The sequence below is a fragment of the Paenibacillus sp. JT22N7 genome (assembly GCF_059383875.1).
Genome location: NZ_JBXENY010000003.1, coordinates 261,372 through 287,993, shown reverse-complemented (window position 1 = coordinate 287,993; position 26,622 = coordinate 261,372). Strand labels below are relative to the sequence as shown.

The window sequence follows — 26,622 nt, the reverse complement described above, 5'->3', positions numbered from 1 at the left end:
GACTAGCAAACTGGCTGAGCTACCAGACCAATTCGTTCTCCACTCGCCGTATGCTGGCTTCGCGCATCGGTGCTTTATCATATACCTCTCTGCCGCTGTAGAATGGATGATGCTCCCCTTCCGGCGAAATGCCAATGACATCATCGCCTAGCCACTGGGTTATGAACGTTTGTCCGATTGCAGTTTCAACCGTCTGGCGGCGCGAAAGCGGGAACGTAATCGTAATCATTTCTCCAGCGGATGCTGCGCCAAGCAGCAGGAAGCATTCATTCACCCAGCGGCTCGGCTCACTGCCTTTGCCCTGCTCCGTGCTGCCGTCCAGCTCGCGGGTAAAGGCTACCTTCGCGAAGCCTGCCCACTCGGGAATGCGCACCTGCAGGCGCGGAATGTCGCGGTGGATATGCAGCACCAGCTTGCCTTCATGCGGCAAATAGCTGTCGACATCGAGCCACGCCGAGCTGCGGTTAAGCAGGAAGTTTACGCTGACGGTACCTTTTTTCTCAGTAACGGTGTTGCTCCAGCCCATAAACAGCCCGCGCGTGCCCGAGCCGAGGCAGCAAATTTGCAAATCATTCGTATGTCCCCGCCCATGGTTGACGTTGCAGCAAAAATCATTCGGCGCCGAGTACCCGGCAAAAGCGCCCCGCGTCCGCTTCGCAATATTTTCATGCGTAATAAGTCCAGGAATGTTGCCGGATCGGTCTTCCGTTTCCTTCACCCAGTCCATATCGAGCAGCTGCGACTCGGTAAGGTGATTGCGAATATAACGCTCGGTCACGCCCCAGTAGCGGGTATAGCCGCTTTGCGCGAGCGTAATGCCCGTTGCGATTAGATCGACCAGCGAGCATGTTTCATGCTCGTAGGCCTGCTCCTTCATGTCGCCCGGCGTCCAGCCGAAAGCGGTACACTGTGTAACCGCCCAAGCGTAGCTTTTTTCCACAAAGCTGAGCAGCGCCGCATCCCCTGTGAATACGCCAAACCGCGCCAACGCATCGAGCGTGCCGAGCCTCGTATGGAAATGTCCGCTGCGGTAAGCGAGCGCATCGTTAAAGCTGCCGTCTGCGTTAAACACGCCGCTGCGCTGCACGATGAGCGCGGTGAAAAACTGGCATAGCTCAAACGCATCCGCATTGCCTGTGAGCTCATGGTATTTCAGCAGCGGCATAACGAGCCGTCCGCAGAAGGCAGCCGGATCTGGCGCAAGACGCAGCATGATACCATTGGACGAAGGCCAGCCGCCTTCCTTATACTCCGACGCCGGATAAAACCACACATCCCGCTCCTTAATCGCAATCCGTTTAAGCGCCGCAACATGGTTATCTGCCGCCTCCTTCACCAACGGATCACCCGTCTCCATAAACCAGCTCGTAAGCGATAAAATGACCGCACGCTGGTCGATCAGATTCGCATTCGGCTCCCAGTTGAAATTCGGGTTCGTCTGGCGATAGCTAAGACCATCTTCCTTGAAAAAAGAGAGCAGATTCGCACGATATTTCTCCTCCGTCTCCTTGCCAAACGTTTCCCCCGACATATGGCGGGCCAAAATCATCCCGTCCACCATTCGACCATGAGATGAGCCATAGTCCCAGTCCCCATGTGTCAGATTAGCTGGCTCCTTCATCAGGTTTGCAGCAAAAAAAGGGATATCGTTGTAGTCGCGGTCTGCCATTCCAACTATCGCATTCATCGCATGTCCAGCTCTGTCCGCAAGGGTCAGCGTATCTGGTATTTGTCTCGTTTGCATCGCAAGTCTCTCCCCTATCATTTATTGCGGCGTTTTTCCAGCTGCGCCGCGGTATTCGCCAATCGTTTGCCCGGTTTTCTTTTTGAAAATTTGACTGAAATAACGGTAGTCGTCATAACCGACAAGCTCCGCTATTTCATAGTTTTTATATTGCGGATAACGCATCAGCTCGGTCGCCTTCGCAATCCGGTATTCGGTTAAATAATCGACAAAATTGCTGCCCGTCGTTTTTTTAAACAGACGGCCTACATAATCGGCATTCAAAAAGCGGCTTTCCGCGATTTGCGGCAGGCTAAGCGGCTGGTCATAATGCAGCTCAATCAGCTTTTGGATTTCACGGACCAGCTGCTCGCCATGCCGCCCTTGGGTGCTGCCGCGCCGGGCAGCAACAGCGGGCAATATTTGCTCCTCGAACAGCCGCTTAACCGATACATGGTCTTTGCGCAGCCGGATCAGCTCCATGTAGGCGAGCGCGCTTTTCCCGCTCAGCTGCTCCAGACTTGTGTCCGCCGTTTGAAGCTGCCGCTCCAGTGCATGCACCAGCATGGAGGCGCTGCGCCGCAGACCATCCACCGTCCGCGACGGTACTGCAAGCGCTGTGAAAAAACGGTTGAATTCCGCCTTCATCTGCTCCACGTTGCCAAGCTGCAGCTGCACGAGAAACGCTTGCTCCAGCTCCGCCGGATAAAAATCGGCATTTGCAGCACCTATAGGCAAATGCTGCTGTTGCTGTTGTTTACTCGGCTTCTCCTCCGGCTCAAATGCACACTCCACGAATCCCATGATCGCTATTTCTCCCAGCTGCCTCCCATCCAGACGCTGCTGGAGCTTGCTGTAGACAGCTGGAAGCTGACTCGCAAGACAAGGCTTGCTCCCGGCGATCATGCTGTAGCTTGTGCCCGTCTCCTCATGCAGCATGCTTTGAAGCAAAATCGCAAGCCGCTGTATCTCCACAGGCTCGAAGCGGCTGCCGAACAAGCAAATGGCTATTTCGCCGAGGTTGACAGGGGAGGCGGCTGCAACAAACGACCAGCCTCCTTCAAAATAAAAGGGCTGGCTTTGCTGCAGCGACCGTTCTATTTTCCCAGCTGCCTCTTGAATGCCGGCCTGCTCTGTATAATAGTCCGGCTGAGCGAGCAGCAGCAGCACTTTATTGCCTGAGCCCTCTCCTGGAAGCTCAGGCAAACACTCCGCCCTTACAGCTGTACTTGTCTGTGCAATCCCTGCCGCCTGGGACTGAGCATGCGCTTGGTTCTGACTCTGTGCAGCCTGTTCGCTGCGCAGCAAAACGTCCAGCAGCCAGTTTCTCCGGCTGTCCCGGTGCTGCTGCTCTTGCCGCCTATCTCGTTCATCCAGCACCGTCAGCGCCTTGCCGAGCACCGTAATCAGCTCCTCCCGCTTAAGCGGCTTGAGCAAATAATCAAACGCCTTATGGCGGATGGCCTCCTTCGTATATTCGAAATCCGAATAGCCGCTGACGACGATCGTCACAACGTCCGGCAGTGATTCGGCCAGCAGGCCAAGAAGCTCCTTGCCGTCGAAGCCGGGCATGCGCATATCGAGAAACAGCAGGTCAGGCTTATGCAGCAGCGCCAGCTCGTAGCCCTCTTCGCCGTCAACCGCTTCACAGGCAAGCTCAAGGCCCAGCTCCTCCCATGGAATCATTTGAATAAGTCCCCGCCGTATCCAGCGTTCATCGTCCACAACCATGACCTTGCGCATAACCCTCGCCCCCCTTTTGCTGTCGCCCTCTTTTATTCGCTTAGCCTTTCACAGAGCCTGCCGTCAGACCGTCAATAATGTAGCGCTGCAGGAACAAATAAATGATTAGCACTGGTGTAATGACAACGATCATAAAGGCAAATACAACGCCCCAGTTCGTGCTGTACAGCGTAACAAAGTTAAATACTTGCAGCACAATCGTCCATTTCGTGCTGTCCGTGACCAAATAAAACGGGCCGAAAAAATCATTCCATACCGACACGATGACGACGATCGAGACGGTAACCAGCACCGTGCTGATGAGCGGCAAAATGATTTTAAAATATAGCCGGAAGTAACCGCAGCCTTCCAAAATCGCCGCCTCATCCAGCTCGCGCGGCACCGATTTAATAAACCCAACGAGCAGAAAGACGGCAAACGGCAGCAGCACCGCTGTATAGTACATAATGATGCTTAAGTAGCTTCCTTTGATGTGCAGTATATCCATTAGCCGAATCGTCGGGATGATAGATACCGGGACAATCAGTCCCATAATGAAGGCAAGATAGACGCCTTGCAAAAACTTCCCACCGCGCCGCTGGATGACGAATGCAGCCATCGAAGCGAAAAAATTGACACTGACGACGACGAGCGCCGACAGCAGGAAGCTATTTTTGAAACCACGCAGTAGATTATCCTGATTAAATACCTCTTTATAATTGCTGAACACCCAGTTGCTTGGCAGCGACAGCCCGAACAGCGCCGACTCCCGAATATCCTTAAACGAGTTAATGAATATCATAAAAAATGGAATGAGAATGAGCATAGCGAGGCAGATCGCAAGCAGCTCTAGCAGCAAAGGCGAATATTTTCGGCTTCTCACATCTCCACCTCCCTCTTCTTCATCGCCAGCAATACCGGAATGCCGACAAGCGTCACCAATACGAACAACAGCATGTTGATCGCCGTCGCATAGCCCATTTCACCTGAGCTGAACGTATTGCGGATGTATGTGTAAAATACTTCTGTCGTATAGCCCGGACCGCCTTCGGTCAGCACCATTACGATTTCGAACACCTTCATCGAGCCAATCATCGCCAGCAGCACGTTAACCGTGAACGCCGGAGCGAGCAGCGGAAAAACAACATGCTTGAACCGCGTCCAATAGTTCGCCCCATCAATGGATGCGCTCTCCGTCAAATCCTTCGGAATGAACTGCAAGCCCGCTAAATACACGACCATCGAAAAGCCAGCTACCCGCCAAATATCGGTCATAATGACGGTGAACAGCGCGAAGCGCGGATCATTCAGCCAATCCTGAACCATAAAATCCATGCCCAGCAGCCCGAAAAACTGGTTGACGATGCCATGCTCCGGATGATAAATCGCCCGGAAAATGTAACCGATGACGAGCGGAGCGATAACATACGGCATAAAAAAGATCATCCGAAGCAGATTGCGCAGCTTCAGCTTTTCATTCAACAATAGCGCCAAGGCGAGGCCAACTGCATTTTGCAGCAGCGTAACGGCGGCGGCGAAAATAAGGGTGTTAATAAAAGCCTGCTTCAGGCGCGGCTCGTTAAACAGCTCCTTGTAATTTTCAAGTCCAATAAACTTAATCGCATCGGCGTTAATATTCCAGTCGGTAAAGCTGTAATAGATACCGATAATGGTTGGCGTAATGAAAAACAATAAAAATACGATGACTGCCGGAAATGAAAAATATAACGGATATTTGCTTCTCTCCATAGGGCCTGCCCTCCTGCTCCTGTCCTGTTTGGCCGGGATGGCGGGGCGAAGCCTCGATCGCCTTGATCGTCTTGATGGCCTCGCCCGCAGCACCTGTCCCGTCCGGTAATTAACAGCTTCGGCTTGCCCTGCTGCCGTCTCTGTCCTTTATTTTTTGCTCAGCTCATTTATTCAAAGCCTTCAAGACGCTTCGAGTTGCCGTCCTTCACATAGTTCGCATCCATCTCTTTAATCGCGGTGTCCACGTCGCCTGTGATGTGGAAGTTTTGCAGAATTTTGCCCAAGTCCAGAAACGATGCCGTCAGGCGGTTCTGAACATTGACCTTCGATTTGCCTTGATCAATATAGTCTTTAACCGTCTGCTGCATCGGATACAGCTCGCTCGTTGCATCCTTGAACACCGGAATGCCCGGCTGGCTTTGGTAGAAAATATTGACGCTTTCTTTCGAAATCATAAATTTAACCAATTCTTTGGCTGCCTCCAGATTTTTCGCTTTCGACGGCACCATCAGCTGGTTCGGAGGCGTAATCATAGCTGTACCCGTATCTGTTGCAGTCGGGAATGGGAAGAAGCCGATTTTATTCGTTACAAAATCTTTGCCAAACTTCTTCTCCAGCTGCGGCAAAATGCCGTCCAGCATAAAGGCCATCGCTACCTTGCCTTCGCCCAGCTCGTTTTGCAGCTCATCGAATGTGCCGGAAAGCGTATTTTTTTGGAACAAGCCGAGATCCTTAATTTCCTTCGATTTTACAAAAAGGTCCTTCAGCGCCGCGATGTCCGACAGCTTCAGCTGATTGACGTTCAGCTTCTGCACGCCTTCGTCGCCAATTTCCTGATCTACCTGGCTTACCCAGCCGGTCAAATAAAACACTTGCGTCGGCCAGCCATCTTTTACCCCTTCATAAAACGGCGTTACGCCATCGCCCTTCAGCTTTTTAGCGATTTCAATTAAATTCGCGTAATTTGTTGGAGCGGCAACGCCCGCTTTTTCAAATACATCCTTATTGTAAAAGACGCCCATCATGCCGGTTTTGCCGAATGGCACGCCATAGGCTTTGCCAGCCGTATCCTTTTGGAAGTCTACAATCGTATCGATGACATTGTCCCAAACGCCAGCCTCGCCGGACCATTCGTACAGCGTCTCATCCGCTCTGAGCTTTACATATTGCTTCGTGCCCGGCTGCATGAGGAATACGTCAGGGAAATCGCCCGTCGAGAAGCGGGTTTTCAGCATATTGTCATAGTCGCCGCCCGGCAGCGCCTGCACCTCGACTTTATTGCCTGTCTTCGCTTCAAACTCTTTGAAGATAAGATTGTAAGGCGTGACATCCTCCGTATTCGGAATCAGAAAGGTCAGCGTAACGGGCTTCGCAGACGGCTGCGTGGACGCTTCAGCTGAGCTGCCTGCTGTTTCTGTTCCCTCCGGGGTATTCGTGCTGCCGTTGCTGCTGCCGCAAGCCGTTAGTGAAAATGCTCCCAGCATCAGCGCCATTGTGAGGTAAACCGCTTTCATCTTTCTCATGATAAGACACCCTCTCCTTCATAATTACCTGCACCTTTATTATATTGAAAGCGCTTCCCTGTCTTCTGTACACGATTTTGACTTCTAATGTTGAAAATTCCGACTTTTATGAATGCGCTTCCACATGTTCGGGAATAAGGAGCTTAATTTCCGTGCCTGCACCTTTACGGCTGTTCATATGAAATTCAAAGCGGTCGCCATAACGAATCCGATAACGGGAATAAACATTTTGCACCCCGATGCCGCTGCGCGTATCTGAGGACAATCCTTCGCTTTGTTGCAGCGGAGGCTTCAAGCTGCTTCTGATATCGGCCAAATGCTTGTCGGATATGCCTACGCCGTCGTCTTTTACGGTGAGCGTAATGCTGCCGCCCTCTCTGCTGACGATTATAGCAATTGTACCTTTGCCGCGCTTGCGCTCTATACCGTGAAATACGGCATTTTCAACGAGCGGCTGGAGCGTCATTTTGAGCATTGGAAAGCTGTATAGGTCGTCATCAATTTGCTGTTCAAAGGAAATTTTGTCTTCAAAGCGAATGCGCTGAATGTTCATATAGGCTTCAATTTGGACAAGCTCCTCCTGCAGCGTGACGATTTCATCCTTGTTTTTCGTATTGTAGCGAAAAATATCAGCGAGCGACTGAGCCATTTCACTAATTTCCTGCACTTGGTAATAGTCGGACATCGCCCGGATGCTGTCGAGCGTATTGTACAGAAAATGCGGATTGATCTGCGAATAAAGCATGGCGAGCTGCGCCTCCTGCAGCTTAATCTGATTCACATACCGCGTCTCAATCAAATTTTGCAGCTCATCCTGCATCGCATTAAAGTTCATCCCGATTCTGCCGATTTCATCATTGCGCCGCACCTCGACGCGCACCGAAAAATCGCCGCGTTTAATGCGATTAACCGTCTTGTACAAGTCCAGAATCGGCTTCGTAATCCGCTGCCCGAACAGTATCGAAATAATCAGCGTAATCGCAAAGGCAATGAAAGCGGTAACAATAACGGTCGTCTTAATGATGTCTAATGCGCCAAAAATATCATGCTTCGGCACGATAAGCACGGCCTTCCAGTTTGAATAAGCGGAATTCGTATAAGACACTAGCCGCTCTTCTCCATCCAGGCTGAGCCAAAACTTGCCCTGGCTGCCATTAATGCGGCTTGTCAATTCCTTTCCTCCGGCATAACGCTGCGCATCACCTGACGCATAAACAAGCCGATTTCCTTCATCAAGAATGACGATGCTGCTGTTTGGCGAAAGGCCATCGTTGCGGCCAATGCTGTTGAACAGCTCAGCACGATATTCGGCTCGCACTAAAATAAACTGCTCGGGATTGGAGAAATCGCGAATCATAATAGAGGAAAAATAGGCTGTTTCCCCATCAACGGTCCGGTCTGCTTCCGGGATGAAGCCGCTGTAAAACACTTCGCCATTCTTCGCCACCGTCTGGCGGAACCATTCCGATCCCCGCACCTTCGCCGGGTTATGCTGTCCGCTCTCATCCGAGGAGCTAAGCAGCTCACCGTTGCTATAATAAATTTGAAAACGCAAAAAATCACGGATTGGCGTTACATTAAAGCTTTTCAAATACAAATCGCCGATTTTCTGACGGAACAAGAAACGTTCGCGATCGCTAAGCTCGGTGTAACGATTAACGCCGTCAATATAGCTTTGCTCATTGTAGGAGGCCAGCAGCAAATTGCGCTTGCTGTGAAAATCATTATCCATATTTTTTTCAATTTGCTGGACGAGCAGCAGGCTGGCAGCCTCCGCTTGACTTGCCATCGTTTTGTAGGAAATATAGAAGGAGACCGAGCCGACCAGTGTAATGCACACCAAAATAATAATAAAGTAGCTCAGCAACAGCTCATTGCGCAGCCGAATAACAATTCCCCCTCAGGCCATCATGTTTTATTGTTATTATAACGAATCGGACGAGCCGAACCTATACCAAAAAGTGTCTAGCTTAAAAAGCCCAAAGCCGCTTCTCTGATACGAGACGGCTTTGGGCGAATTCATTTGCTCCTTTTCATTAGCAGACTTCGCTAGACTTTGACCTGACTGACGAAGCAGTAGGAGCCAGAGCCGATTTCCAGCACCGTTTGGCTGCCAAAGGCTTCAATCAGCTTAACATGATGGCTGCCAGAAGAACTAGTTGGGAATTGCTCCGTTGAATGGTCCTCAAGCGTACCAACAGATGCTCCATCAATCGTATGGACCGTCCCAGGAATGTATACCGATGCCGTCGTATTAGCGGGAATGATTACGTTAAGTTGGAACTCGCCGGATTTATCGATTTGCCAGTCTACTTCGATTTTTCCATATAACGAAGCAAAATGGGATTTCACAAAAGAAAGGCCGCCGCCCGGCTGGGGACGGATAATCGCATGACGGAAGGCAGGTGCTCCCTTGTCTGCTTCAATGCCTGCCATATAGCGGAACATCCACTCGCCAACAGAGCCTAGCGAATAATGATTGAATGAATTCATCTGCGGCGTCTGGAAGCCATTTTCCTCCGTCCAGCCATCCCAGCGCTCCCAAATGGTCGTCGCTCCATGCTTGATGGAATACATCCACGATGGAAAAGCTTCCTGCGTCAGCAGTTGGTAGGCTACGTCAAGACGGCCGTTATCCGACAGCGCGGGCAGCAAATAACCAACGCCAAGGAAGCCCGTCGTCAAGCGGTTGCCGCGGCTGGCAATATCCGCTGTGAGATGGTCTACTGCCTTTAACCGCAGCTCCTCTGTCAGCAGGCCAAATTGCAGCGCAAGCACATATACCGTCTGCGTCTCCCCATGGATGCGGCCCTCCTCCGTTACAAAAGCACGGCGGAATGCTGCGGCAATGCCCTGAAACAACTGCTCCAGCCGGCTAACATCGTCCTCCTTGCCCAGTACGCCGGCAATTAAGCCAAGCACCTTCGTGCTGTAGGCAAAATAAGCGGTTGCCAGCACCTCGTTTGGCGTATCCGCATCAATGGACAGCCAGTCGCCATAGTTGGCATAGTTCGGCCTCACAAGCTCATCGGTCGTTGCGTGCAAGTAATCGACCCATCTGCTCATCGCCTCATAATGCGTTTCCAGAATGCGCACATCTCCATACATTAAATACAGCGTCCAGGGGATAATGACGCCCGCATCGCCCCAGCCCGCGTTATCTGGCGCATACCAGTTCAGGCGCGTGCTCCAGTTTTTATAGCGAATCCAGCCTGCATCCGGCGCCACATCGGTGAAAGCGCCCGATGGCTGCTGGCAATCAATCATATCCCACATAAATTTATTGAAAAACCTTGCCACGTCCATATTGTACGAGGCAGTACGCGCAAATATTTGCGCATCCCCCGTCCAGCCAAGCCGCTCATCCCGCTGCGGACAATCGGTCGGTACCGACAAAAAGTTGCCGCGCTGCCCCCATGCAATGTTGGAAAACAGCTGATTAACCATCGCATTCGACGTTTCCAAATGTCCAGTTTCCGGCGTTTCGGAGTAAACGACCTTGCCCACAATCGTATCCAGAGTGGCTTCGCCGGGAAAACCAATCAGCTCCACATAACGAAAGCCATGGAATGTAAAATGCGGCTCATAGCATTCCAGCCCTTCGCCTTTAAGCGTATAATGCTCCTGCTGAACAGCAACGCGCAAATTTTCCAAATACAGCGAGCCATCAGGACTGAGCATTTCCGCATGGCTGATCGTGACCGTTGTGCCGCTCTCTCCGCTAACGCGAAGCTCCGTCCAGCCGACCATATTTTGCCCCATATCAAAAATATAGCTGCCGCTTGCTGTTCGCTCCATCCGAATCGGCCTAATCGTCTTCATCACCTTAATCGGCGGTTCGTTAGACGCCACCAGCATCCCGTTATAGCCAGGACGGACATCCGGCTCCTCCCACAGGCTGTCATCAAAGCCCGCTTCCGACCAGCCCGCCATTTCAAGCCGTGCATCATAAGCTTCGCCCATAATAAAATCGGAATATAAAATAGGACCTTTGCTCACCTTCCACGTATGATCGGTTGCGATGCTTTGCTTCGTGCCGTCCTCATACTCCACATTAACCTGCATCACAAAAAACGGGCGTTCCCCATAAACCTTTTCACCTAGAAAACCGACCGTGCCTGCATACCAGCCCTCTCCAATAATGACGCCAAAGGCATTGTCGCCTTCTTGCAGCAGCGGCGTAATATCGTAAGCCTGCACCTGCGAGCGGACATTGTAATCGGTAAAGCCGGGGGCAAAATAATCCCCCACCCGCTGCCCGTTAACATACAGCTCGAACAAGCCGAGCGCGGTCGCATAAGCCGTAGCGCGGCGCACCTTTCCGCCTAAGGCGAATGGCTTGCGCAAATGTGGCGAAGGCTGTCTGCCTGCTGCCCCCTCATCATGCTTGCGGCCAATCCATTTCCCCCGGTACGCTGCCCGGTGCAGCAAGCCTGTCGTCCAGAAGGCTGGCTCGCTCCATGCCGATACGCGCCCGTAATTATCCCACACTCGCACCTTCCAGAAGCATTCGGCTTCCGCCTCAAGCGGGCTGCCGCCATATTCCACCTGAATCGACTCGCTCGATTCTGTTTTTCCACTATCCCAGCGATCGCCTTCATCTGCGGCCAGCCGTTCTTTGGAAGAAGCGACCAGCACTTGATACGCCGTTTGGCGGACGGAGCGCTCCTCCGAGCGCAGCTTCCAGAACAAGCGCGGCTTAGCCGCTTCAATACCGAGCGGATTCGTCATATACTCCGTTTTGCAATCTTCAATGGTTAATGCCATTAAATTTCAGCCTCCCGCAATTCGTTATGAACTAAACGATCATGCAAAAAATCAACGATATGCTGCACCCGCATTTGACCATCTCCATGCTTGGCCACGCCGAGCTTCATTTGGAGCAGGCAGCCTGGATTGCTCGTGAGCAAATAATGCGCCTTTGTCGCATTGGCATGCTCCATTTTGTGCGCCAGCAGCCCGCCTGCCATTTCCGGCTGAACAATATTGTAGGTGCCCGCCGAGCCGCAGCAGCGGTCAGCCTCGAACATTTCTACAAACTCAGCGCCGCTTACTTCTCGCAGCAGCCTCCGGGGAGCATCGGCAGAGCGCATCACATTGCGCAAATGGCAGGAATCCTGATACGTTATCCGAATCGGCTGCCCCTTCGCCTGGGCGGTAGCAAGCTTGCCGGAGCGGATAAGCAAATCGCTAATATCCACCACACGCTTCGCCAGCCACACCGCACCTTCCCTCCACTGCTCATCCTCATGCAGCAAATGATCGTATTCCGTTAAGATAGCGCCGCAGCCGCCCGCGTTGGATACGATATAATCCACACCAGCATCCTGAAAAGCAGCAATGTTCTTCCTCGCTAGTGACCGGGCGTCCTCCGTCTCCCCGCTATGTGCGTGAAGCGCTCCGCAGCAAGCCTGTGTATCCGGTATGATGACCTCAAAGCCAGCTTCCGTCAGCAGCTCCACCGTCTTGATGTTCGTTTCCGTGAACAGCATATCCATGAGGCAGCCGCGAAACATGCCTACTGTAGCTATTTTCATCCCTTTGGCCGGATGGTGGCTGCCGATTTTCTGGACGATGCCTTTGCTTGAGGCATCCGGCAGCACCTCCTCCATCTCGCTCAAATGCGCCGGCAGCAGCTTCATAACGCCAGAGCTTCTGGCCAGCTTGCGAAGCCCAGATTGCTGATACAGCTGCATAGCTCCGCCGAGCAGACGCACCCGCTTCTGATGCGGGAAAAGCTGCTTGAACACCACCTGCCGCAGCGGCTTCACCCACCACCGCTGGCCTTCCGTATGCTCTTCAATCGCCTCCCTTGTCTGCTCAATGAGCTGGCCATATTTCACATCTGCCGGACAAGCAGGCTCACAGGCACGACAGCCGAGACAATGGCTCATCTGCTCCTCAAAGGACTGATCGGGCATCATTAAACCATCGGTAACCGCTTTCATCAATGCGATGCGGCCGCGCGGCGATTCCGCTTCAATGCCCGTTTCACGAAACGTTGGGCAAGCAGGCAGACAGAAGCCGCAGCGCATGCAATTCGTCAATTGATCCTCATCGAGCCGCAGCTTGAGCTTTCCCGCAAGCTGAAGCTGCGGGGAGCGCGGCGTACTGCATGCTGGTTCCGTTTTAACCATGCTGAAGCACCACCCTCTTGCGCGACTGTTTGGCAAATATTTTGCCGGGATTGAGCAGCTGATGCGGGTCGAACGCCTGTTTAACGGCTTTCATCACTTCGATGCCTGCGGAGCCGACCTTCCATTCAAGATAAGGGGATTTCACAAGGCCGACGCCGTGCTCGCCCGTTATCGTTCCACCGAGCCGTATAGCTGCCTCGAAAATTTCCTCAAACGCCGCCTCGACGCGGTGAATCTCTTCCTGATCCCGTGCATCAGTCGTTGCTGTAGGATGAAGATTGCCATCGCCGGCGTGGCCAAAGGTACAAATGGTCACCTGATGCTTTTGGGCAATCCGATTAATTTCCAGCACCATTTCGGCAATTTTGGAGCGCGGCACCGTCGCATCCTCAAGAATCGTCGTTGGCCTTAATCGTGCCAATGCGGTAAAAGCACTACGCCGTGCCGTCAGCAGCTTGAGTGCTTCCTCCGCACTTTCAGCGACGCTGACGCTATGCGCCTGCTCGCTGCGGCAAATTTCTTCAATCCGTGCGATATCCCGCTCTACCATTTCGGGTTCTCCGTCCTGCTCAATGAGCAGAATCGCCTCCATATCAAGCGGCAATCCGAGCTTGGCAAAGTCGTCGACTACCCGCACCGTCGCATTATCGAGAAATTCGAGCGTTGAAGGAATGATGCGATTTTCAATAATTTTGGAAACGGTTCGCGCCGCGCCATACAAATCCTTGTACATCGCCAGCATCGTCTTCTTGAACTTCGGCGGCGGCACAAGCTTCAGCGTCGCTTCGGTAATAATCGCCAGCGTTCCTTCCGAGCCAACGAGCAGCTTGGTCAAATCGTAACCGGCTACGTCCTTCATCAGCTTGCCGCCGGTACGAATAATTTCGCCGCTTGCCAGCACCGCCTCAAGGCCAAGGACGTAATCTTTGGTCGTGCCATATTTCAGCCCGCGCAGCCCGCCGGAGCATTCGGCGATATTGCCGCCAATCGTCGAAATCGCCATGCTGCTCGGATCGGGCGGATAAAACAAGCCGAGCGACTCCACATGGGCGATAAAAGCTTTCGTAATCATCCCCGGCTGCACGACGGCTACCAAATTTTCAAGATCGACCTCCAAAATGCGATTCATTCGGTGCATGACCATTACGATGCCACCCTCTACAGGGACCGTACCGCCGCATAAGTTCGTCCCCGAGCCACGGCCGATAACGGGAATGCGATGCGTATTGAGCACTTTCATAATTGCGCTCACCTGCTCCGTATTCCCGGGATAGATAACGCCGTCTGGCAGCGCTTGAAGCATCGGAGTCCCATCATAAGAATGGGTCACTAGCGACTGCGGATCATCTTTATAATAGTCGCTTCCCACTATAGCGAGCAGTTGTTGTCGGATCGTTTGCTGAAGCATATTGATGTCCCCTTCCCTAAAATAAAGCTGCCATCCCTTAATTAATTAATTAATCAGGTCATCTGATGACTTTAAATTAAAAAAAGTATACAATAAAATAGATAAAAGCGAAAGCGCTATTTTTAAGCACGGCAGTTCGTTGTTTGAAGGGAGTTATTATGGACATTAGCCCAAACCGGCCGCTCAAAAGCTATGAGTGGGTCATGAACGATATTAAACGAAAAATGGACGACGGCTCGCTCGCCCCTGGCGACCGCCTCTCCTCTGTTGCCGACCTTGCCGCCTCCTATGGCGTTGGGCAATCTACAATCCGCGAGGCATTAAGCGCGCTGCGGGCCATGGGCAGGCTGAACATTCGCCAAGGCAGCGGCACGTTTGTCACAGCTCCTCCAGAGCCAGCTTCCCTATCGGCTCCAAGCTTTCTCTATGACGAAGCGTGGATGGACCGTGCGGAGACGCTGCGCCATATTTTGGAGGTGCGCAAGGTGCTGGAAACTGGCTGTGCTGCTCTGGCTGCCCGCAATCGGACCGAAGCCGATCTTGAAGCGCTGGCCTCCATTTTGCAGAGCATGCATGAACGCCTTGGCGATGAAGCCTTCAGCGAACAGGCCGATATCCGCTTCCATCAGGAGCTTGCGAAGGCGACCCATAACCCCGTGCTGCTGGAGATGATGGAATCCTTGTCCACCAAGCTGCACGAAAGCATGAAGGATACGCGGGCTTTGTGGTTTTATGCAGAGCGCTCAACAGCGGAGCGCTTGCAAGGCGAGCATCAGGCCATCTATGCCGCCATTGCTGCACAGCAGCCAACAGACGCATCCCTGCTTATGGAGGCGCATATTTCCAAGGTGGAGTCCGTGCTGCTCGGCAAGCTGGCCAGCAGCTAAATGCACCAAGCAAAAACGACTTCGTCGTCCTTCTGGGACGACCGAAGAGCTTTGTCGGAGAAATATAAGCCCATTTATACGTGTAAAACTTATAAATTCTTATATTTCAAGGTGAAACGGCTGTCGCCGTCCTTTGGCGGTGCGGCGCGTTTCAGTCCGAGAAATATAAGCGGAGTATAAGGGGGAAACTTATACTTTCTTATATTTGCAGCAAAGGGAAGGCGCCTGCTCGAACAAGCAGGCGCCTTCCCTTTTTATTTTTCATGGACCTCTTCGTTTTCCTACGTCCTTCTTCCCCTGCTACCCCTTTATGCCCGTCATGGCAATGCCTTCAATAAAATGCCGCTGCGCCACGAGAAAGACGATCAGCGAAGGAATAACAATAACGGACGTTGCCGCCATCATCAGATGCCACTGCGCTGAATAGGAGCCTTGGAACAGCGTTAGCCCCTGCATGAGCGTGTAATTGCTCTCTGAGGTAATGAAAGCCAGCGGTCCTAAATAATCGTTCCAGTTAGCCAAAAATGTAAGCAAGCCAACCACAATCATCGCCTGCTTGCCAATCGGCAAAATGATTTGCAGATAGATGCGGAAATGCCCGGCTCCGTCCACCTTAGCGGCTTCATCCAGCTCCGTCGGAATACCTAAGAAAAACTGGCGCAGCAGAAAAATGTTGAATATGCCGCCTCCAAACCACGCAGGTGCAATGAGCGGTACGAACGTATCGGTCAAATGCAGCGCATTCCAGAACACATATTGCGGAATCATGACGACGAAAAACGGAATCATTAACCCCGTTAATATAAATCCAAACACTTTGTCGCGGCCCTTCCAGTGAATGCGCGAGAAGCTGTAAGCGCAGACCGAGCTGGAAAATAGCACGCCCAGCATCGCCGATGCCGTAATGATGGTACTATTGAGAAAAAATCGTCCGAACGGATAGGCGCCAAGCGCCTGCTCGAAATTTTCCCAGCTTAAATCGTCCGGCAGCAGCTTCGGCGGCATTTGATACAGATCGCCCATATTAATGAGCGAGGTGCGCAGCATCCAAAAGATCGGAAACAGGAAAAACAGGCTTCCGGCAATAAGCAGCGCGTAAATAACGATTCGATTGCCCAATGATTGCTTTTTCATCTGCGTTCCTCCTTGCCCTCATAGTAGACCAAAGACTTGGAGAAGTAGAAAATCGCTGCGGTGAACAGCATAATGACGAGAAACAGCAAGACAGATATCGCACTGGCGCTGCCCATTCGTGAAGATTTGAAGCCTTCGTTGAACAAATACAGCACATAGAGCAAGCTCGCATTGTTAGGCCCGCCCTGCGTCATAACGGCTGGCTGCACAAACGTCTGAAACCCATTAATGAACGCAATGACCGTATTGAAAAAAATAATCGACGAGCTCATCGGAATGGTAATATAAATCAGCTTATGCAGCCGATTGCCTCCGTCCAGCTCAATGGCCTCATACAGATGGGCAGGAATGCCCTGCAAGCCTGCAAGAAAAATGACAATCGTATTGCCCAGCGTCCAGAAGCTGAACAAAATAAGTGTCGGCACCACGGAGGTCGTATCGCCGAGCCATCTGGAGGCCCGCAAATGCAGCGCATCCAGCGCATAATTGACGATCCCAAAATCCGGCTGCAGCAGCCACATCCAAACCATCGAGGACGCTGCAAGCGGAATAATAACGGGCAAATAAAAGACGCCGCGAAAAAAGCTTTTGCCCGCAACCTGCTGATTCAGCAGTATCGCTAAAAAAAACGATAAAATAATGCCCAGCGGCACGCTCAGTCCAACATAATAAACCGTTGCTTTCACGGCCGGGTAGAAAAAGGGATCTGCCCCGCTGAACAAGCTGGCATAATTGTCAAAGCCGATCCATTTCGGCACAGTGCCGACGCTGTAGGAAGTAAAGCCCAAATAGAAGGTTGCCGCAATCGGCACAATGACGAAAATGACGTAGCCCAGCAGCACTGGAGAAGCGAAGAGCAGGCCGAAGCCCAGCTCTCCGAATTTCCGTTTTTGCCCAGCTCCGCGCTCCGCCTTTAATTCACGCTCATGAACGCTTGCCAGTGGTTTCATAACAGCTCTCTCCAAACTCGTTTTATCGTTTATTCGCTCACATCATAGCGGCCCTGGATTTCCGGCTGCACCTTCGCTTCGACTTCCTTCATCGCTTCTGCCGCTGTTTTGCGGCCTAGCCACACTTCATCCATGCCGGAGAAGGTAATGGCATTCACCTTCGAGAAATTTTTAATATAATAAGAGCCGGTCGGAACGCCGTTATTCAGCAGATTGTTCATCATCGCATCCTTGAAGCCCGCTGGATGCGCCGGGTTATTTTCTGCCCATTTCGCCACAAGCTCTGGATCGGTGTACCATTTCGTCATTGTTGGCATCCAAAGGCCGCCCTTGTAGAGGTCAATCGAGCCTTCCGGATTTTCCAGGAATTTCGTCAGCAGCCATGCTTCCTCCAAATGCTTCGTCGATTGGTAAATGACCGATGCCCCGCTAATGCCCATTGGCACGCTGCGCTTCATTTTTGGCAGGACGCCAATATCGTAGTTTACTCCAGCCGCCCCGAGATCGAGATTGATCCACTGTCCATGCATCGACATCGCAACCAGCTTCGATTGCAGCGCTACCGCCTGCGAAGGAATCGACTTCATTTGTACCGGAGATGGCGCAACATGGTGCACATTTATTAAGTCCGCTAGACGCTGAATCGCTTCCGTCGCCTCCGGCTGGCTAAAGCCGAATTTGCCATCCTTTGTAATCCATTCGCCTTCATTGTTAATCACCGTTGCATGTACAGGGCCATGCCAGGTTTCAAAGGAAACGCCGTATTGGCGGATGTTTTTCGGATCAAAATCCGCTTCTGAGGCATTTTTGCCGTTTTTGTCAATCGTCAGCTTTTTGGCAACGTCGACAAACTCATCCCAAGTCCAAGCTTCCTCCGGTTTCGATGGCGGATACGCGGCATTCGCCTGATCAAACAAATCCTTGTTGTAAAATAAACCGAACGTCTCGCCCGCTGTGCTAATGCCGTAAGCAAAATCCTCGGAAGATTTGAACCAAATATAGTCGAGGAAATCCTCGCGCTTTAGCTCCTCGTCATTATCCAGCAGCTCAAACAGATTGACGAATTTCCCTTCCTTCTGCCAAGGGTCAGCAAGCTCCCCGTGCATATAACCGAGATCCGGGGAATCGTTGCCTGCAACCATCGCCGTAATTTTCGCATCATAGTCAGCTTCCGGAATATGAATGGCGTTGACTTTAATCCACGGGTATTTTTCCGTAAAGGTTTTGGTCGCCTGCTCCATCGCCGATTTCTCCTGCGGGCTTCCCCAAAACGTAAACTTGAGCGTTACAGGCTCTTTCTCCTCTGGCGTCGCTGTCGCCTCGCCTTTCGGCGATTCCGCGGGCTGCTGGCTGCTGGCTCCTTCACTTGCTGGCGTGTTTCCCCCGTTGCCTGCTCCGCTGCATCCTGCCACAACGAGTGTTAGCGATAATAGCAATGCTGTGAATGCTGATCTTCCTTTGAATCGTGCGATCATATAAAGCCTCCCTTTGCTATTGCAATCTCTTTGTACAGCTCTATCATATTGAATGCGGTTACATTTTAAAATTCGAATATATTTATAATGGTGGACTTTTTATAGCGCTTGCCAAAAACTTGCAAAATAATGGGGCTCACATTAAAATAATGACTGTGGTCATTTATTGACTGTAGTCATTACTAGTGAAAGTGGTGTTCGTATATGGTGTTGAGACAGCAAAGGAAACAGGAGCTTAAAGAACTTATTTTTAGGCATGCCGTGCAGTTATTTCGGGAAAAAGGCTTTGCAAACGTCACCATTGATGAGATTACGCAAAGCTGCGGCGTTGCTAAAGGAACGTTTTATAACTATTTTCCACGCAAGGAAGCCATCCTCCTTGACTTGGGTCAGATGCAGTTGGAAGTGACGGAAGAAAACCTTGAGCGATACGCATTAATTAATGGCATTAAAGAAAAGCTGCTAACGTTATTTCGCGACTTGTTTCAAAAATATGCCGTAAACGCTGGGCTCGCGAAGCTCACCATAACGGAAATACTGCGCTCTCCCCTGCTCATGCAAGAAGAATTTAATGTCATTAATAAATTTGAGAAGCTGCTGAATGGCCTTCTGAATGAGGCACAGCGGCAAAATCAATTGCCAAGCTATCTCGCTAGCGCAGACGTCGCAGCCGTGCTCGCAGGCTTGTATTTTCACGCCCTATTAGCCTGGGCAGCGTCAGTTGAGGAGGCATGGCAAATGCAGACAGGCTTTGAGCGCCGTTTCGAAGTGATTTGGGAAGGCTTGAAAATGAGAGGTGAATTCGCATGATGCTGTGGCTTTCCTTAAGCGGGTTCATTTTGCTGCTGCTGGGCGGTATTCATGTTTATTGGGCTTTTGGCGGCAAATGGGGCGCCAGCGCTGCATTGCCTACGAAGGCGGGATCGCAGCAAACCCTATTTGTGCCGGGAGCAGCAGGTACGATGATCGTAGCCTGCCTGCTGTTTTGCGCGGCGATGCTCTTGCTCATGCAAGGAAGGCTGCTCCCCGTTTTCTTAGGCGCGGCCTTCATCAAGTGGAGCTGCTGGGCATGTGCAGCCGCCTTTATGCTGCGGACGATTGGCGATTTCAACTATGTCGGCCTTTTCCGCAAAGTCCGCACCACCCGCTTTGCCAAATTCGACCTGTATTTGTTTACGCCGCTTTGCCTGCTGCTGTCAGCCGCCTTTTTTGCCGCTGCAACCTTGGCACCTTAACAAAATTAATATAGTTAACCAAATTCAGATGAATTTAACATCACACCTATTTACTCTGTTACCAGCAAGGTCACCCCTCATGAATGTGAATTTGCGTACCGAATGGCAGCTTCATGCGCTTCGTTTCAGCGCTGACTATCTGCACAAAGATAGACTTGGTGGACACAGCAGCCGCTATTTTAACAAAATCACGGGTTATGGCTAGTAAGCCGGACTCAGGAGCCGCTATTGCGCCGTCCGTCGCCATTTTGACGGGAGAATCATGGCAATAACGGCTTTCCTGTCCGCGTACAGCCTGAAATCGGATTAAAAGCCAGAATAGCGAAACCTCAGTCCGCCAAAATCATGGAAGGAGCGGCCGAAAACTGCGTCAAAAAAGCTTCACGGCTTCCTTTAAACACATTGATATCGACGTACATGTCAATACCTGCCACATGTCCGCGGTTATGATATTGCCAGAACTGCCAGCCTCGCTCTCCAAGTTTCGGATGCTTGACAATATCGCGAATCCATATTTCATAGGGAGCAAATACGGTTACATCTTCTACATAAGTATGATAAGTATCATACGTCACATACAAAATAGGCTTTTTGCCATAATGCGCCTCCATGCCGTCCGCCAGCGCCTTCAGCTCCTTATGTACGCCCGCTTGGTCATGGTCCAGGCTGATTTCCAGATCGATGACGGGCGGCAGGCTGTCCTGCTCATTTGGAACAGTTTGTATAAAATGGGCCGCCTGCTCCTCCCCCGTACTTTTCGTTGTGAAAAAATGATACGCTCCCGTCAGAAAGCGCTGCTCCCTCGCTCCTTGCCAATTTGCCTGGAACCACTCATCGGTATAATCCCTGCCTTCCGTCGCTTTCACAAACATGAATTCATATTTCCCCGCCGCTTTTATTTGCTGCCAGTTTATTTCACCTTGATAATGCGAGACATCCAGCCCCTTCACCTCATAGGCATTCGCAAATATGGAATTATGCCAAATGATCCCTTTATACTCTAAAACGCCCAGCAGCACGAGCAAGGCTAGTCCGCCAATGACTATATTTCGCCATTTCTTATTACGTTCCATGGATATGCCCCTTTCGATCATTATGAATATTATACCAATTCAGCAAAGTGAAGCCTACAAAAAAACTCGCCCTGCCTCCCATGTTTGGGAAGCTGGCGAGTTTTTGCAGCAGTGTGCTGGATATGAAGCTATTAAATGGCAAAAATATGATTGCCAATCTGTAAGAGCTGTTCCCTCGTCCAAATCCAAGATGACGTTGCAGTCTTCGGGTTAAAATAATACAGTGCGCCATTCGACGGATCATTTCCGGCAATAGCCTCGACAGCAGCCTTGTAAGCTGTGGAATCTGGCTGCAGTCTATACTGTCCATCATCAACCGCTGTAAATGCGCCTGGCTGCTCGATGACGCCTTTAATCGTATCAGGGAACTGCGAGGAAGCCAACCGATTCATTACGACAGCACCTACAGCGACCTGCCCCTTGAACGGCTCGCCACGCGATTCGGCAAATATAATGCGAGCCAGCAAATTCAGCTCATGCTCGCTGACGGATGCTTTTTTCAGCGTCTTCCAGGTTTGCTTGCCCGTAATGCCGTCGGCTTGGAGGCCGTAATCTTTTTGAAAGCGTTTCACGGCATCTTCCGTCATTTTACCGTAGAAGTCCGTTACCTCGGCATTCATAAAATACCCTAAAATCTTTAATCGATACTGAACGTCGGGAACATCTTCCCCTTTGCTGCCATAGCTAAGTGTAGCTGGAGCCGCGGCTCCAACGATTTGAAGCGGCAAGCTGACGACCAAAAAAATCGCAAATATATATGCTAAGCAATTGCGAAATATTCGATTATTTTTCATAATTCTAATATTCCTCCTCTGTAAAACAAGTACAAAAACTTATTTTTCAAAAATATTTTTTATTTTTTTCAGCACTCGTATGAGTTTAACATAGTATTTAAACGAAAGTAACCTTAATTGCATAATTACATGAATTTACTAATGCTTGAACAAGCAGACAAGCATATGCTGTGGGCTAGCGCGCTATACGGGAGTTTTCTCCAGGGAACTGATATAATGAGGGTCAGATGATTGGCAGAGGTGAAATAGGATGAACATTATAAAAGTGAAGGATCGGCAGGAGCTGGACAAACGGGTTCCATCTATGCCTTGGTATATTGAGAAATTTATTAATTACAAGCTGCCCGACCTCTCTCCTTCGTCGCTGCTTGAGTATGTAAGGGATTATGAGCTTTTTTTGAATTGGCTCGTTACGGAAGGGCTTTCTGAGGCGGCGGTCATCAAGGACGTTCAGCTAAGCGAGCTGGAGCAGCTGCATATGGACAGCATTGACAGCTTCCGCATGTTTCTCGCCACCCATCCGAGCCATAATAATCGTAAAACGACGATTACTCGCAAGCTGTCCTCCCTGCGCTCGCTATTTCATTATTTGAGCCAAATCGCTGAGGATGAGCAGTTTTATCCGCTGTTGAAGCGTAATGTCATGGCGAAGGTCGCTATTAAGCGTACAAGCAAGCCTAAGGATACGGCGGCGAAGCTCGAAGGCAAGCTGCTGCAGGAGGAGGAGATTGGGGAGTTTCTTGCTTATATTGCCAGCGGCTACGAAAGCGATCTTGCCGGCAACAAGCAGGCGCTGTATTCCTATGAGCTGAACAAAATACGGGATACGTGCATTATCAGCTTTATTTTGCATTCCGGCCTGCGCGTATCCGAGCTCATTAATCTCAACGTCGACGACATTGATATGAAAAAAAAGCTCGCGCATGTTTACCGCAAGGGTAAAAACGACGATTCGTTTAAAACCCCGGTCTATTTTCGCCAAGAAGCGGTGGATGACCTTCAAGTATACCTGCAAATGCGCGACACGCATTATAAAGCGCCAAAGCGTGAAAAAGCGCTGTTCCTTGCCATTGCGAATGGTAAAAAAGAAGGCTCGCGCATGACGAAACGGGCCGTGCAGGCGATGGTGATGAAATATGCAAAGCGGTTCGGCAAGCCCTACTTATCCGTACATAAGCTGCGCCATTCGTTCGCAACCGACTATTATTTGCGCAATGACCTGTACAAAACGCAAGAGCAGCTTGGGCATGCATCGCCGGAGACGACGCAAATTTACGCCCATTTGACCGATAAGACGATGGCGGAAGCGATTGATCGGGAATAATTCCGGAGTTTTGGCGAAGCCAACTAGAAAAATCAACCAGCAAATGCAAGCCAAGTAAAGTCAAATAGCCTTCTTGGCTGCAGCTGAAGCTCAGCTCATGCAAGAAGGCTGTTCGCGTTGCTCTAATTTCTTGCTCAAAAATCTTTGGACAACTCCATATCTGTAGCGGAAATGCCCTCTTCCACCGCAAACTCAAAATCCTCAATGTCGTAAATTTGCACAGGGATCTCAGCTTGAATCAGCTTATCCTGAAACTCAAACTGGTCGGACAGCAGCGGCAAATTAAATTTCAGTGCAGTCAGCAGCAGCTCCGTTTCGATCGGATCGAATGCTTCGCCGTATTGTGCGCTGTCCACAGCATGTACAATTGTAAACTGTATTCGCTCGTTCAGCAGCAGCGGCGAGCTTTCCCGCCACGGCACCTGCATCGTGCGTTCGATTTTTTTACGATTGAGCGGATCTTCGAAAAAAGCAATCAGCTCGCCGATTTTATTTTTGACATGAGCATCATCATCTGGATCCTCCATAACGGGATCTGATCCGTCTCTCATATCATATAGCTCCAAAATGGATGAATAAGGAACAACATAATCAATGGCGCTGCTTGGAACGAGAAGGTGACCATAAGTAGCCACCATTACTGCTTCTATTACAAACCGTCGCGGCATGTTTGACCTCCTTCTATAAAACAACGTTTCCACATTATTATACAATAATCCAACTGGTGTACAAGATAGCCATTCGCCAAATTTGCATTAATTCCACGCGTCGCAGTACAATGGTTGGGAAATCATTATCGGAGGTACATACATGATTAGAGAAGAAGCTATCATTATTGGCGCGGGTCCATGCGGCCTTGCCGCGGCAATTGAGCTGCAGCGCATCGGAATCCGCCCCCTTATTATAGAGAAAAGCCATCTGGTCCATTCGATCTCGCAGTATCCGACCTATATGCATTTTTTCAGCACGCCGGAGCTGCTTGAAATTGGCGGCATTCCTTTCACGACGCCGAATGACAAGCCTTCACGGCTTGAAGCGATGAATTATTATCGCACAGCGGCGCTGCGCCATGAGCTGCGGATTAATCCCTATGAGACGGTAACGCGCGTCGTTCGTGAAAATGGCCGTTTTACGCTCTCCAGCACGAATCGCTTTGGCGAACCGCTGACCTATTCCAGCCGCTATGTTATTATTGCCACAGGTTATTTTGACCATCCGAATTATTTGGGCATACCTGGAGAAGAGCTGGAGAAGGTGACGCATTTTTTCCGCGAGGCCCATCCGTATACCGGCATGGAGGTTGCAATTATTGGGGGCAGCAATTCCGCTATAGATGCAGCGCTTGAGCTCGAACGCATCGGGGCGAAGGTGACCGTCATTTATCGGGGTGAGCACTACTCTTCAAGTATTAAGCCTTGGGTGAAGCCCGGCTTTGAAAGCAAAGTCGCCAAGGGACAAATTGCCATGCGCTTCTGCTCTCGCGTTACGAGCATCGATGACCGCAGCGTCACGCTTGAAGATCCAGAGGGCAAGCATACGATTGCGAATGATTTTGTGCTTGCGCTGACAGGCTTTCATCCGGATCGGGATTTCCTGACGGATACGGGCGTCGTGATGGCGGAGGAAGGGTATCCATTTTTCGACGAAGCTACGATGGAGACGAATGTGCCGAACTTGTTTCTCGCTGGTGTTGTTGCTTCACGTCATGAAGCGAATGAAATATTTATTGAAACCGGACGCTTCCACGGTAGAAAAATTGCTTCGCATATCGCTCAAAGCACCACAGCCGAAGATTAAAACGGATTGTGATGGCAACTTTTAGAGGCTGCCCATGCCCGGAGAGCGCAATATGATGCGCTTGCACCCGGTCATGGGCAGCCTCTTTTTTAAATTCTGTCATTAAGTGGTTATCCCCGCTCGCTCCATGATTCGCCCAATAATTCGCTATTGATGCTTATAGCCGCCATTGATCCCATAGAAGCCGCCGTAACGACCTGATATTTTGGGGAGGCAGCATCTCCGGCACTATAAATGCCCGGCACAGCCGTCTTGCCAACATCATCGACAACAACAGCGCCAGCTTCCGTCATTTCACAGCCCAAAGCCTGCGGCAGGTCCGATCCGATCACTAGCTTCGGCACAAAGAAAATGCCTCCGCAAGCAATCATTGAACCGTCCTCCAGCACGACTTGGTGAACGTTGCCATTTTCTGCTTCAATCCGCTGAATTTTCGAGGCATATACGGGCACATCATGTCGCCTTAACTCCTCACGCTGCTCATTGGTCATTTCGTCAGGGCCATCGGTGCAAATCGTATATTGGCTTGTCCAGCCTGCTATCGTTTTGGCAAAGTGCAGCGCACTGTCTCCATTGGCTATTATGACAAGCTTTCTATCCCTCATCTCCCAGCCATCACAATATGGGCATACAAAAGCGCTTTTTCCATATACGTCGGTTAAGCCTTCAATAGCAAGCGGAATATCTTTCATCCCTACGGCAAAAAGCAGCTTTTTGGCCCCAAAGGTTAATCCTTTGGCAGTCGAAATTATAAATTCCCCATCGCTTCCCGTTACTGCTACTGCTGTGTCATTTTCAAATTGAACGGATGGGTAGACACTGATCTGCTCGCGCGCAATTTGACGCAGCTCGCTAGGCTTAATGCCGTCTCTCGTCAGGAAACCATGCGATTCCTGCGTCACCCGATTGCGCGGACGCTCTTCATCAATAACGATAACCTTTTTCCTCGCTCTGCCTAATACAAGTGCCGCACTCATTCCTGCTGGCCCTCCACCGATAATCGCAACATCCATCAATTGTTTCATATTAACCACCTTCCGAGAGTTTTAATATTTTTAATTGTGCAACAAAAATTCATTCTAAATACTCGTCGTTCTTATTGCGCCACGATTATTTAGAGTTTAGAGAAATATGACACTGTTTTGTTTAGAGTAGCCCTCTAAATAAATCTATTGTAGACACTTAATATCTACTATTGAGCGCAATATCATTATAGACACAGTGAATCTGTAATTCAAGCTTTATTTTTTGACGGCAGCTGTTCTTTCAAAAACCCGATTTTGGAAATAAAGTCTTTCGTATAAATGCTAATCTAAAAATTAGCCCCGCTATGATCATGTTCTTCTTTCTATTCTGAAGATACAAATTGAAGATACAAATAGGTGTCTTCGTCCATTCTACCCTGATCACTAGTATGATCCATCCATTGCTTATTAATTTGTCATCTTTTCTCATTCTCGGGGCATCGCAGAATCTTCATTTGACCTTTCGACCAGGAGCGCGAGGCATACGCCTAGTCATTGTTAAATATCGTCGATAGAAAATTATGGATATTTTTATTTTAAATTGATATAATGGCAAATAAAGTATGTGTGATTGTCTGATGATGTGGACTGGCTACCTTGTCTATCAAAGGAGGTGAACCTGTGAAAAGTTTAATTCTTAATTCCAGTTTCATACCAATTGGGGAG

Annotated in this window: 21 protein-coding genes; 5 read left to right on the top strand and 16 right to left on the bottom strand. The window is 50.4% G+C overall.

The annotated features are described in order from the left end of the window. Window positions 1-19: 19 nt before the first annotated feature. The 9 genes from AC50Y5_RS09755 to AC50Y5_RS09715 form a co-directional block, all read right to left on the bottom strand. On the bottom strand, window positions 20-1,744 hold the full coding sequence (locus AC50Y5_RS09755; RefSeq protein ID WP_494860160.1) for a hypothetical protein: 1,725 nt from the start codon (window positions 1,742-1,744) through the stop codon (window positions 20-22). Window positions 1,745-1,765: 21 nt separating this feature from the next. Then, window positions 1,766-3,466: a response regulator transcription factor gene (locus AC50Y5_RS09750; RefSeq protein WP_494860155.1), complete on the bottom strand. Its 1,701-nt coding sequence runs from the start codon at window positions 3,464-3,466 to the stop codon at window positions 1,766-1,768. A 40-nt stretch (window positions 3,467-3,506) separates the two neighbouring features. Then, on the bottom strand, window positions 3,507-4,328 hold the full coding sequence (locus AC50Y5_RS09745) for a carbohydrate ABC transporter permease (RefSeq protein WP_056040620.1): 822 nt from the start codon (window positions 4,326-4,328) through the stop codon (window positions 3,507-3,509). Next, window positions 4,325-5,194, bottom strand: coding sequence for a carbohydrate ABC transporter permease (locus AC50Y5_RS09740; RefSeq protein WP_056040622.1), 870 nt, complete (start codon window positions 5,192-5,194; stop codon window positions 4,325-4,327). Before AC50Y5_RS09740 ends, AC50Y5_RS09745 begins: the two co-directional genes overlap by 4 nt. A 167-nt stretch (window positions 5,195-5,361) precedes the next feature. Next, window positions 5,362-6,717 (bottom strand): ABC transporter substrate-binding protein, encoded by a 1,356-nt coding sequence (locus AC50Y5_RS09735; protein ID WP_494860152.1) that lies wholly within the window; start codon window positions 6,715-6,717, stop codon window positions 5,362-5,364. Window positions 6,718-6,823: 106 nt separating this feature from the next. After that, window positions 6,824-8,584, bottom strand: a complete 1,761-nt coding sequence (locus tag AC50Y5_RS09730) for a sensor histidine kinase (RefSeq protein ID WP_494860150.1) — start codon at window positions 8,582-8,584, stop codon at window positions 6,824-6,826. 182 nt (window positions 8,585-8,766) lie between these two features. After that, window positions 8,767-11,484, bottom strand: a complete 2,718-nt coding sequence (locus AC50Y5_RS09725) for a glycoside hydrolase family 78 protein (RefSeq protein WP_056040630.1) — start codon at window positions 11,482-11,484, stop codon at window positions 8,767-8,769. Next, window positions 11,484-12,854 (bottom strand): (Fe-S)-binding protein, encoded by a 1,371-nt coding sequence (locus AC50Y5_RS09720; protein WP_056040632.1) that lies wholly within the window; start codon window positions 12,852-12,854, stop codon window positions 11,484-11,486. The genes AC50Y5_RS09725 and AC50Y5_RS09720 overlap by 1 nt, the downstream gene beginning before the upstream one ends. Continuing rightward, window positions 12,847-14,262 (bottom strand): FAD-linked oxidase C-terminal domain-containing protein, encoded by a 1,416-nt coding sequence (locus AC50Y5_RS09715; RefSeq protein WP_056040634.1) that lies wholly within the window; start codon window positions 14,260-14,262, stop codon window positions 12,847-12,849. The genes AC50Y5_RS09720 and AC50Y5_RS09715 overlap by 8 nt, the downstream gene beginning before the upstream one ends. Window positions 14,263-14,420: 158 nt before the next feature. Between AC50Y5_RS09715 and AC50Y5_RS09710 the strand changes: the two genes are divergently transcribed. Beyond that, window positions 14,421-15,149, top strand: coding sequence for a FadR/GntR family transcriptional regulator (locus tag AC50Y5_RS09710; protein WP_056040636.1), 729 nt, complete (start codon window positions 14,421-14,423; stop codon window positions 15,147-15,149). 300 nt (window positions 15,150-15,449) lie between these two features. Here AC50Y5_RS09710 and AC50Y5_RS09705 read toward each other — a convergent pair whose 3' ends face one another. Genes AC50Y5_RS09705 through AC50Y5_RS09695 form a run of 3 tightly spaced genes read right to left on the bottom strand, consistent with a single transcriptional unit; the run spans window position 15,450 to window position 18,708 of the window. After that, complete coding sequence (locus AC50Y5_RS09705; protein ID WP_056040638.1) at window positions 15,450-16,283, bottom strand: carbohydrate ABC transporter permease; 834 nt, start codon at window positions 16,281-16,283, stop codon at window positions 15,450-15,452. Then, on the bottom strand, window positions 16,280-17,233 hold the full coding sequence (locus tag AC50Y5_RS09700) for a carbohydrate ABC transporter permease (RefSeq protein ID WP_081419024.1): 954 nt from the start codon (window positions 17,231-17,233) through the stop codon (window positions 16,280-16,282). The genes AC50Y5_RS09705 and AC50Y5_RS09700 overlap by 4 nt, the downstream gene beginning before the upstream one ends. A gap of 29 nt (window positions 17,234-17,262) precedes the next feature. After that, window positions 17,263-18,708, bottom strand: a complete 1,446-nt coding sequence (locus AC50Y5_RS09695) for an ABC transporter substrate-binding protein (RefSeq protein ID WP_056040640.1) — start codon at window positions 18,706-18,708, stop codon at window positions 17,263-17,265. Window positions 18,709-18,912: 204 nt separating this feature from the next. On the opposite strand from AC50Y5_RS09695, the gene AC50Y5_RS09690 reads away from it, so the two are divergent. Next, window positions 18,913-19,518: a TetR/AcrR family transcriptional regulator gene (locus AC50Y5_RS09690; protein ID WP_494860145.1), complete on the top strand. Its 606-nt coding sequence runs from the start codon at window positions 18,913-18,915 to the stop codon at window positions 19,516-19,518. Beyond that, window positions 19,515-19,943, top strand: a complete 429-nt coding sequence (locus AC50Y5_RS09685; RefSeq protein ID WP_494860143.1) for a DUF3995 domain-containing protein — start codon at window positions 19,515-19,517, stop codon at window positions 19,941-19,943. Before AC50Y5_RS09690 ends, AC50Y5_RS09685 begins: the two co-directional genes overlap by 4 nt. Before the next feature lie 329 nt (window positions 19,944-20,272). Here the strand turns inward: AC50Y5_RS09685 and AC50Y5_RS09680 are convergent, their stop codons facing one another. Next, window positions 20,273-21,016: a GH25 family lysozyme gene (locus AC50Y5_RS09680; RefSeq protein ID WP_056040645.1), complete on the bottom strand. Its 744-nt coding sequence runs from the start codon at window positions 21,014-21,016 to the stop codon at window positions 20,273-20,275. A 131-nt stretch (window positions 21,017-21,147) separates the two neighbouring features. Continuing rightward, entirely contained in the window at window positions 21,148-21,810 is a 663-nt protein-coding gene (locus tag AC50Y5_RS09675) for a cell wall hydrolase (RefSeq protein WP_494860140.1), read from the bottom strand. Between the two features lie 250 nt (window positions 21,811-22,060). On the opposite strand from AC50Y5_RS09675, the gene xerS reads away from it, so the two are divergent. Further along, on the top strand, window positions 22,061-23,134 hold the full coding sequence (gene xerS / locus AC50Y5_RS09670) for a tyrosine recombinase XerS (protein ID WP_056040649.1): 1,074 nt from the start codon (window positions 22,061-22,063) through the stop codon (window positions 23,132-23,134). 134 nt (window positions 23,135-23,268) lie between these two features. On the opposite strand, the gene AC50Y5_RS09665 is transcribed toward xerS, so the two are convergent. Continuing rightward, window positions 23,269-23,802, bottom strand: a complete 534-nt coding sequence (locus tag AC50Y5_RS09665; RefSeq protein ID WP_099520235.1) for an ADP-heptose synthase — start codon at window positions 23,800-23,802, stop codon at window positions 23,269-23,271. A 142-nt stretch (window positions 23,803-23,944) separates the two neighbouring features. On the opposite strand from AC50Y5_RS09665, the gene AC50Y5_RS09660 reads away from it, so the two are divergent. Continuing rightward, window positions 23,945-24,931 (top strand): YpdA family putative bacillithiol disulfide reductase, encoded by a 987-nt coding sequence (locus tag AC50Y5_RS09660; protein ID WP_056040653.1) that lies wholly within the window; start codon window positions 23,945-23,947, stop codon window positions 24,929-24,931. A gap of 110 nt (window positions 24,932-25,041) precedes the next feature. Here the strand turns inward: AC50Y5_RS09660 and AC50Y5_RS09655 are convergent, their stop codons facing one another. Beyond that, entirely contained in the window at window positions 25,042-25,956 is a 915-nt protein-coding gene (locus tag AC50Y5_RS09655; protein WP_056040654.1) for an NAD(P)/FAD-dependent oxidoreductase, read from the bottom strand. Window positions 25,957-26,622 lie beyond the last annotated feature (666 nt).

Excerpts from the sequence above, each read along its gene's own strand:
- AC50Y5_RS09755 (WP_494860160.1), bottom strand. The coding sequence starts at position 1,744 with ATGCAAACGAGACAAATACCAGATACGCTGACCCTTGCGGACAGAGCT.
- AC50Y5_RS09750 (WP_494860155.1), bottom strand. The coding sequence starts at position 3,466 with ATGCGCAAGGTCATGGTTGTGGACGATGAACGCTGGATACGGCGGGGA.
- AC50Y5_RS09740 (WP_056040622.1), bottom strand. The coding sequence starts at position 5,194 with ATGGAGAGAAGCAAATATCCGTTATATTTTTCATTTCCGGCAGTCATC.
- AC50Y5_RS09735 (WP_494860152.1), bottom strand. The coding sequence starts at position 6,717 with ATGAGAAAGATGAAAGCGGTTTACCTCACAATGGCGCTGATGCTGGGA.
- AC50Y5_RS09725 (WP_056040630.1), bottom strand. The coding sequence starts at position 11,484 with ATGGCATTAACCATTGAAGATTGCAAAACGGAGTATATGACGAATCCG.
- AC50Y5_RS09720 (WP_056040632.1), bottom strand. The coding sequence starts at position 12,854 with ATGGTTAAAACGGAACCAGCATGCAGTACGCCGCGCTCCCCGCAGCTT.
- AC50Y5_RS09715 (WP_056040634.1), bottom strand. The coding sequence starts at position 14,262 with ATGCTTCAGCAAACGATCCGACAACAACTGCTCGCTATAGTGGGAAGC.
- AC50Y5_RS09710 (WP_056040636.1), top strand. The coding sequence starts at position 14,421 with ATGGACATTAGCCCAAACCGGCCGCTCAAAAGCTATGAGTGGGTCATG.
- AC50Y5_RS09705 (WP_056040638.1), bottom strand. The coding sequence starts at position 16,283 with ATGAAAAAGCAATCATTGGGCAATCGAATCGTTATTTACGCGCTGCTT.
- AC50Y5_RS09700 (WP_081419024.1), bottom strand. The coding sequence starts at position 17,233 with ATGAAACCACTGGCAAGCGTTCATGAGCGTGAATTAAAGGCGGAGCGC.
- AC50Y5_RS09695 (WP_056040640.1), bottom strand. The coding sequence starts at position 18,708 with ATGATCGCACGATTCAAAGGAAGATCAGCATTCACAGCATTGCTATTA.
- AC50Y5_RS09690 (WP_494860145.1), top strand. The coding sequence starts at position 18,913 with ATGGTGTTGAGACAGCAAAGGAAACAGGAGCTTAAAGAACTTATTTTT.
- AC50Y5_RS09685 (WP_494860143.1), top strand. The coding sequence starts at position 19,515 with ATGATGCTGTGGCTTTCCTTAAGCGGGTTCATTTTGCTGCTGCTGGGC.
- AC50Y5_RS09680 (WP_056040645.1), bottom strand. The coding sequence starts at position 21,016 with ATGGAACGTAATAAGAAATGGCGAAATATAGTCATTGGCGGACTAGCC.
- AC50Y5_RS09675 (WP_494860140.1), bottom strand. The coding sequence starts at position 21,810 with ATGAAAAATAATCGAATATTTCGCAATTGCTTAGCATATATATTTGCG.
- xerS (WP_056040649.1), top strand. The coding sequence starts at position 22,061 with ATGAACATTATAAAAGTGAAGGATCGGCAGGAGCTGGACAAACGGGTT.
- AC50Y5_RS09665 (WP_099520235.1), bottom strand. The coding sequence starts at position 23,802 with ATGCCGCGACGGTTTGTAATAGAAGCAGTAATGGTGGCTACTTATGGT.
- AC50Y5_RS09660 (WP_056040653.1), top strand. The coding sequence starts at position 23,945 with ATGATTAGAGAAGAAGCTATCATTATTGGCGCGGGTCCATGCGGCCTT.
- AC50Y5_RS09655 (WP_056040654.1), bottom strand. The coding sequence starts at position 25,956 with ATGAAACAATTGATGGATGTTGCGATTATCGGTGGAGGGCCAGCAGGA.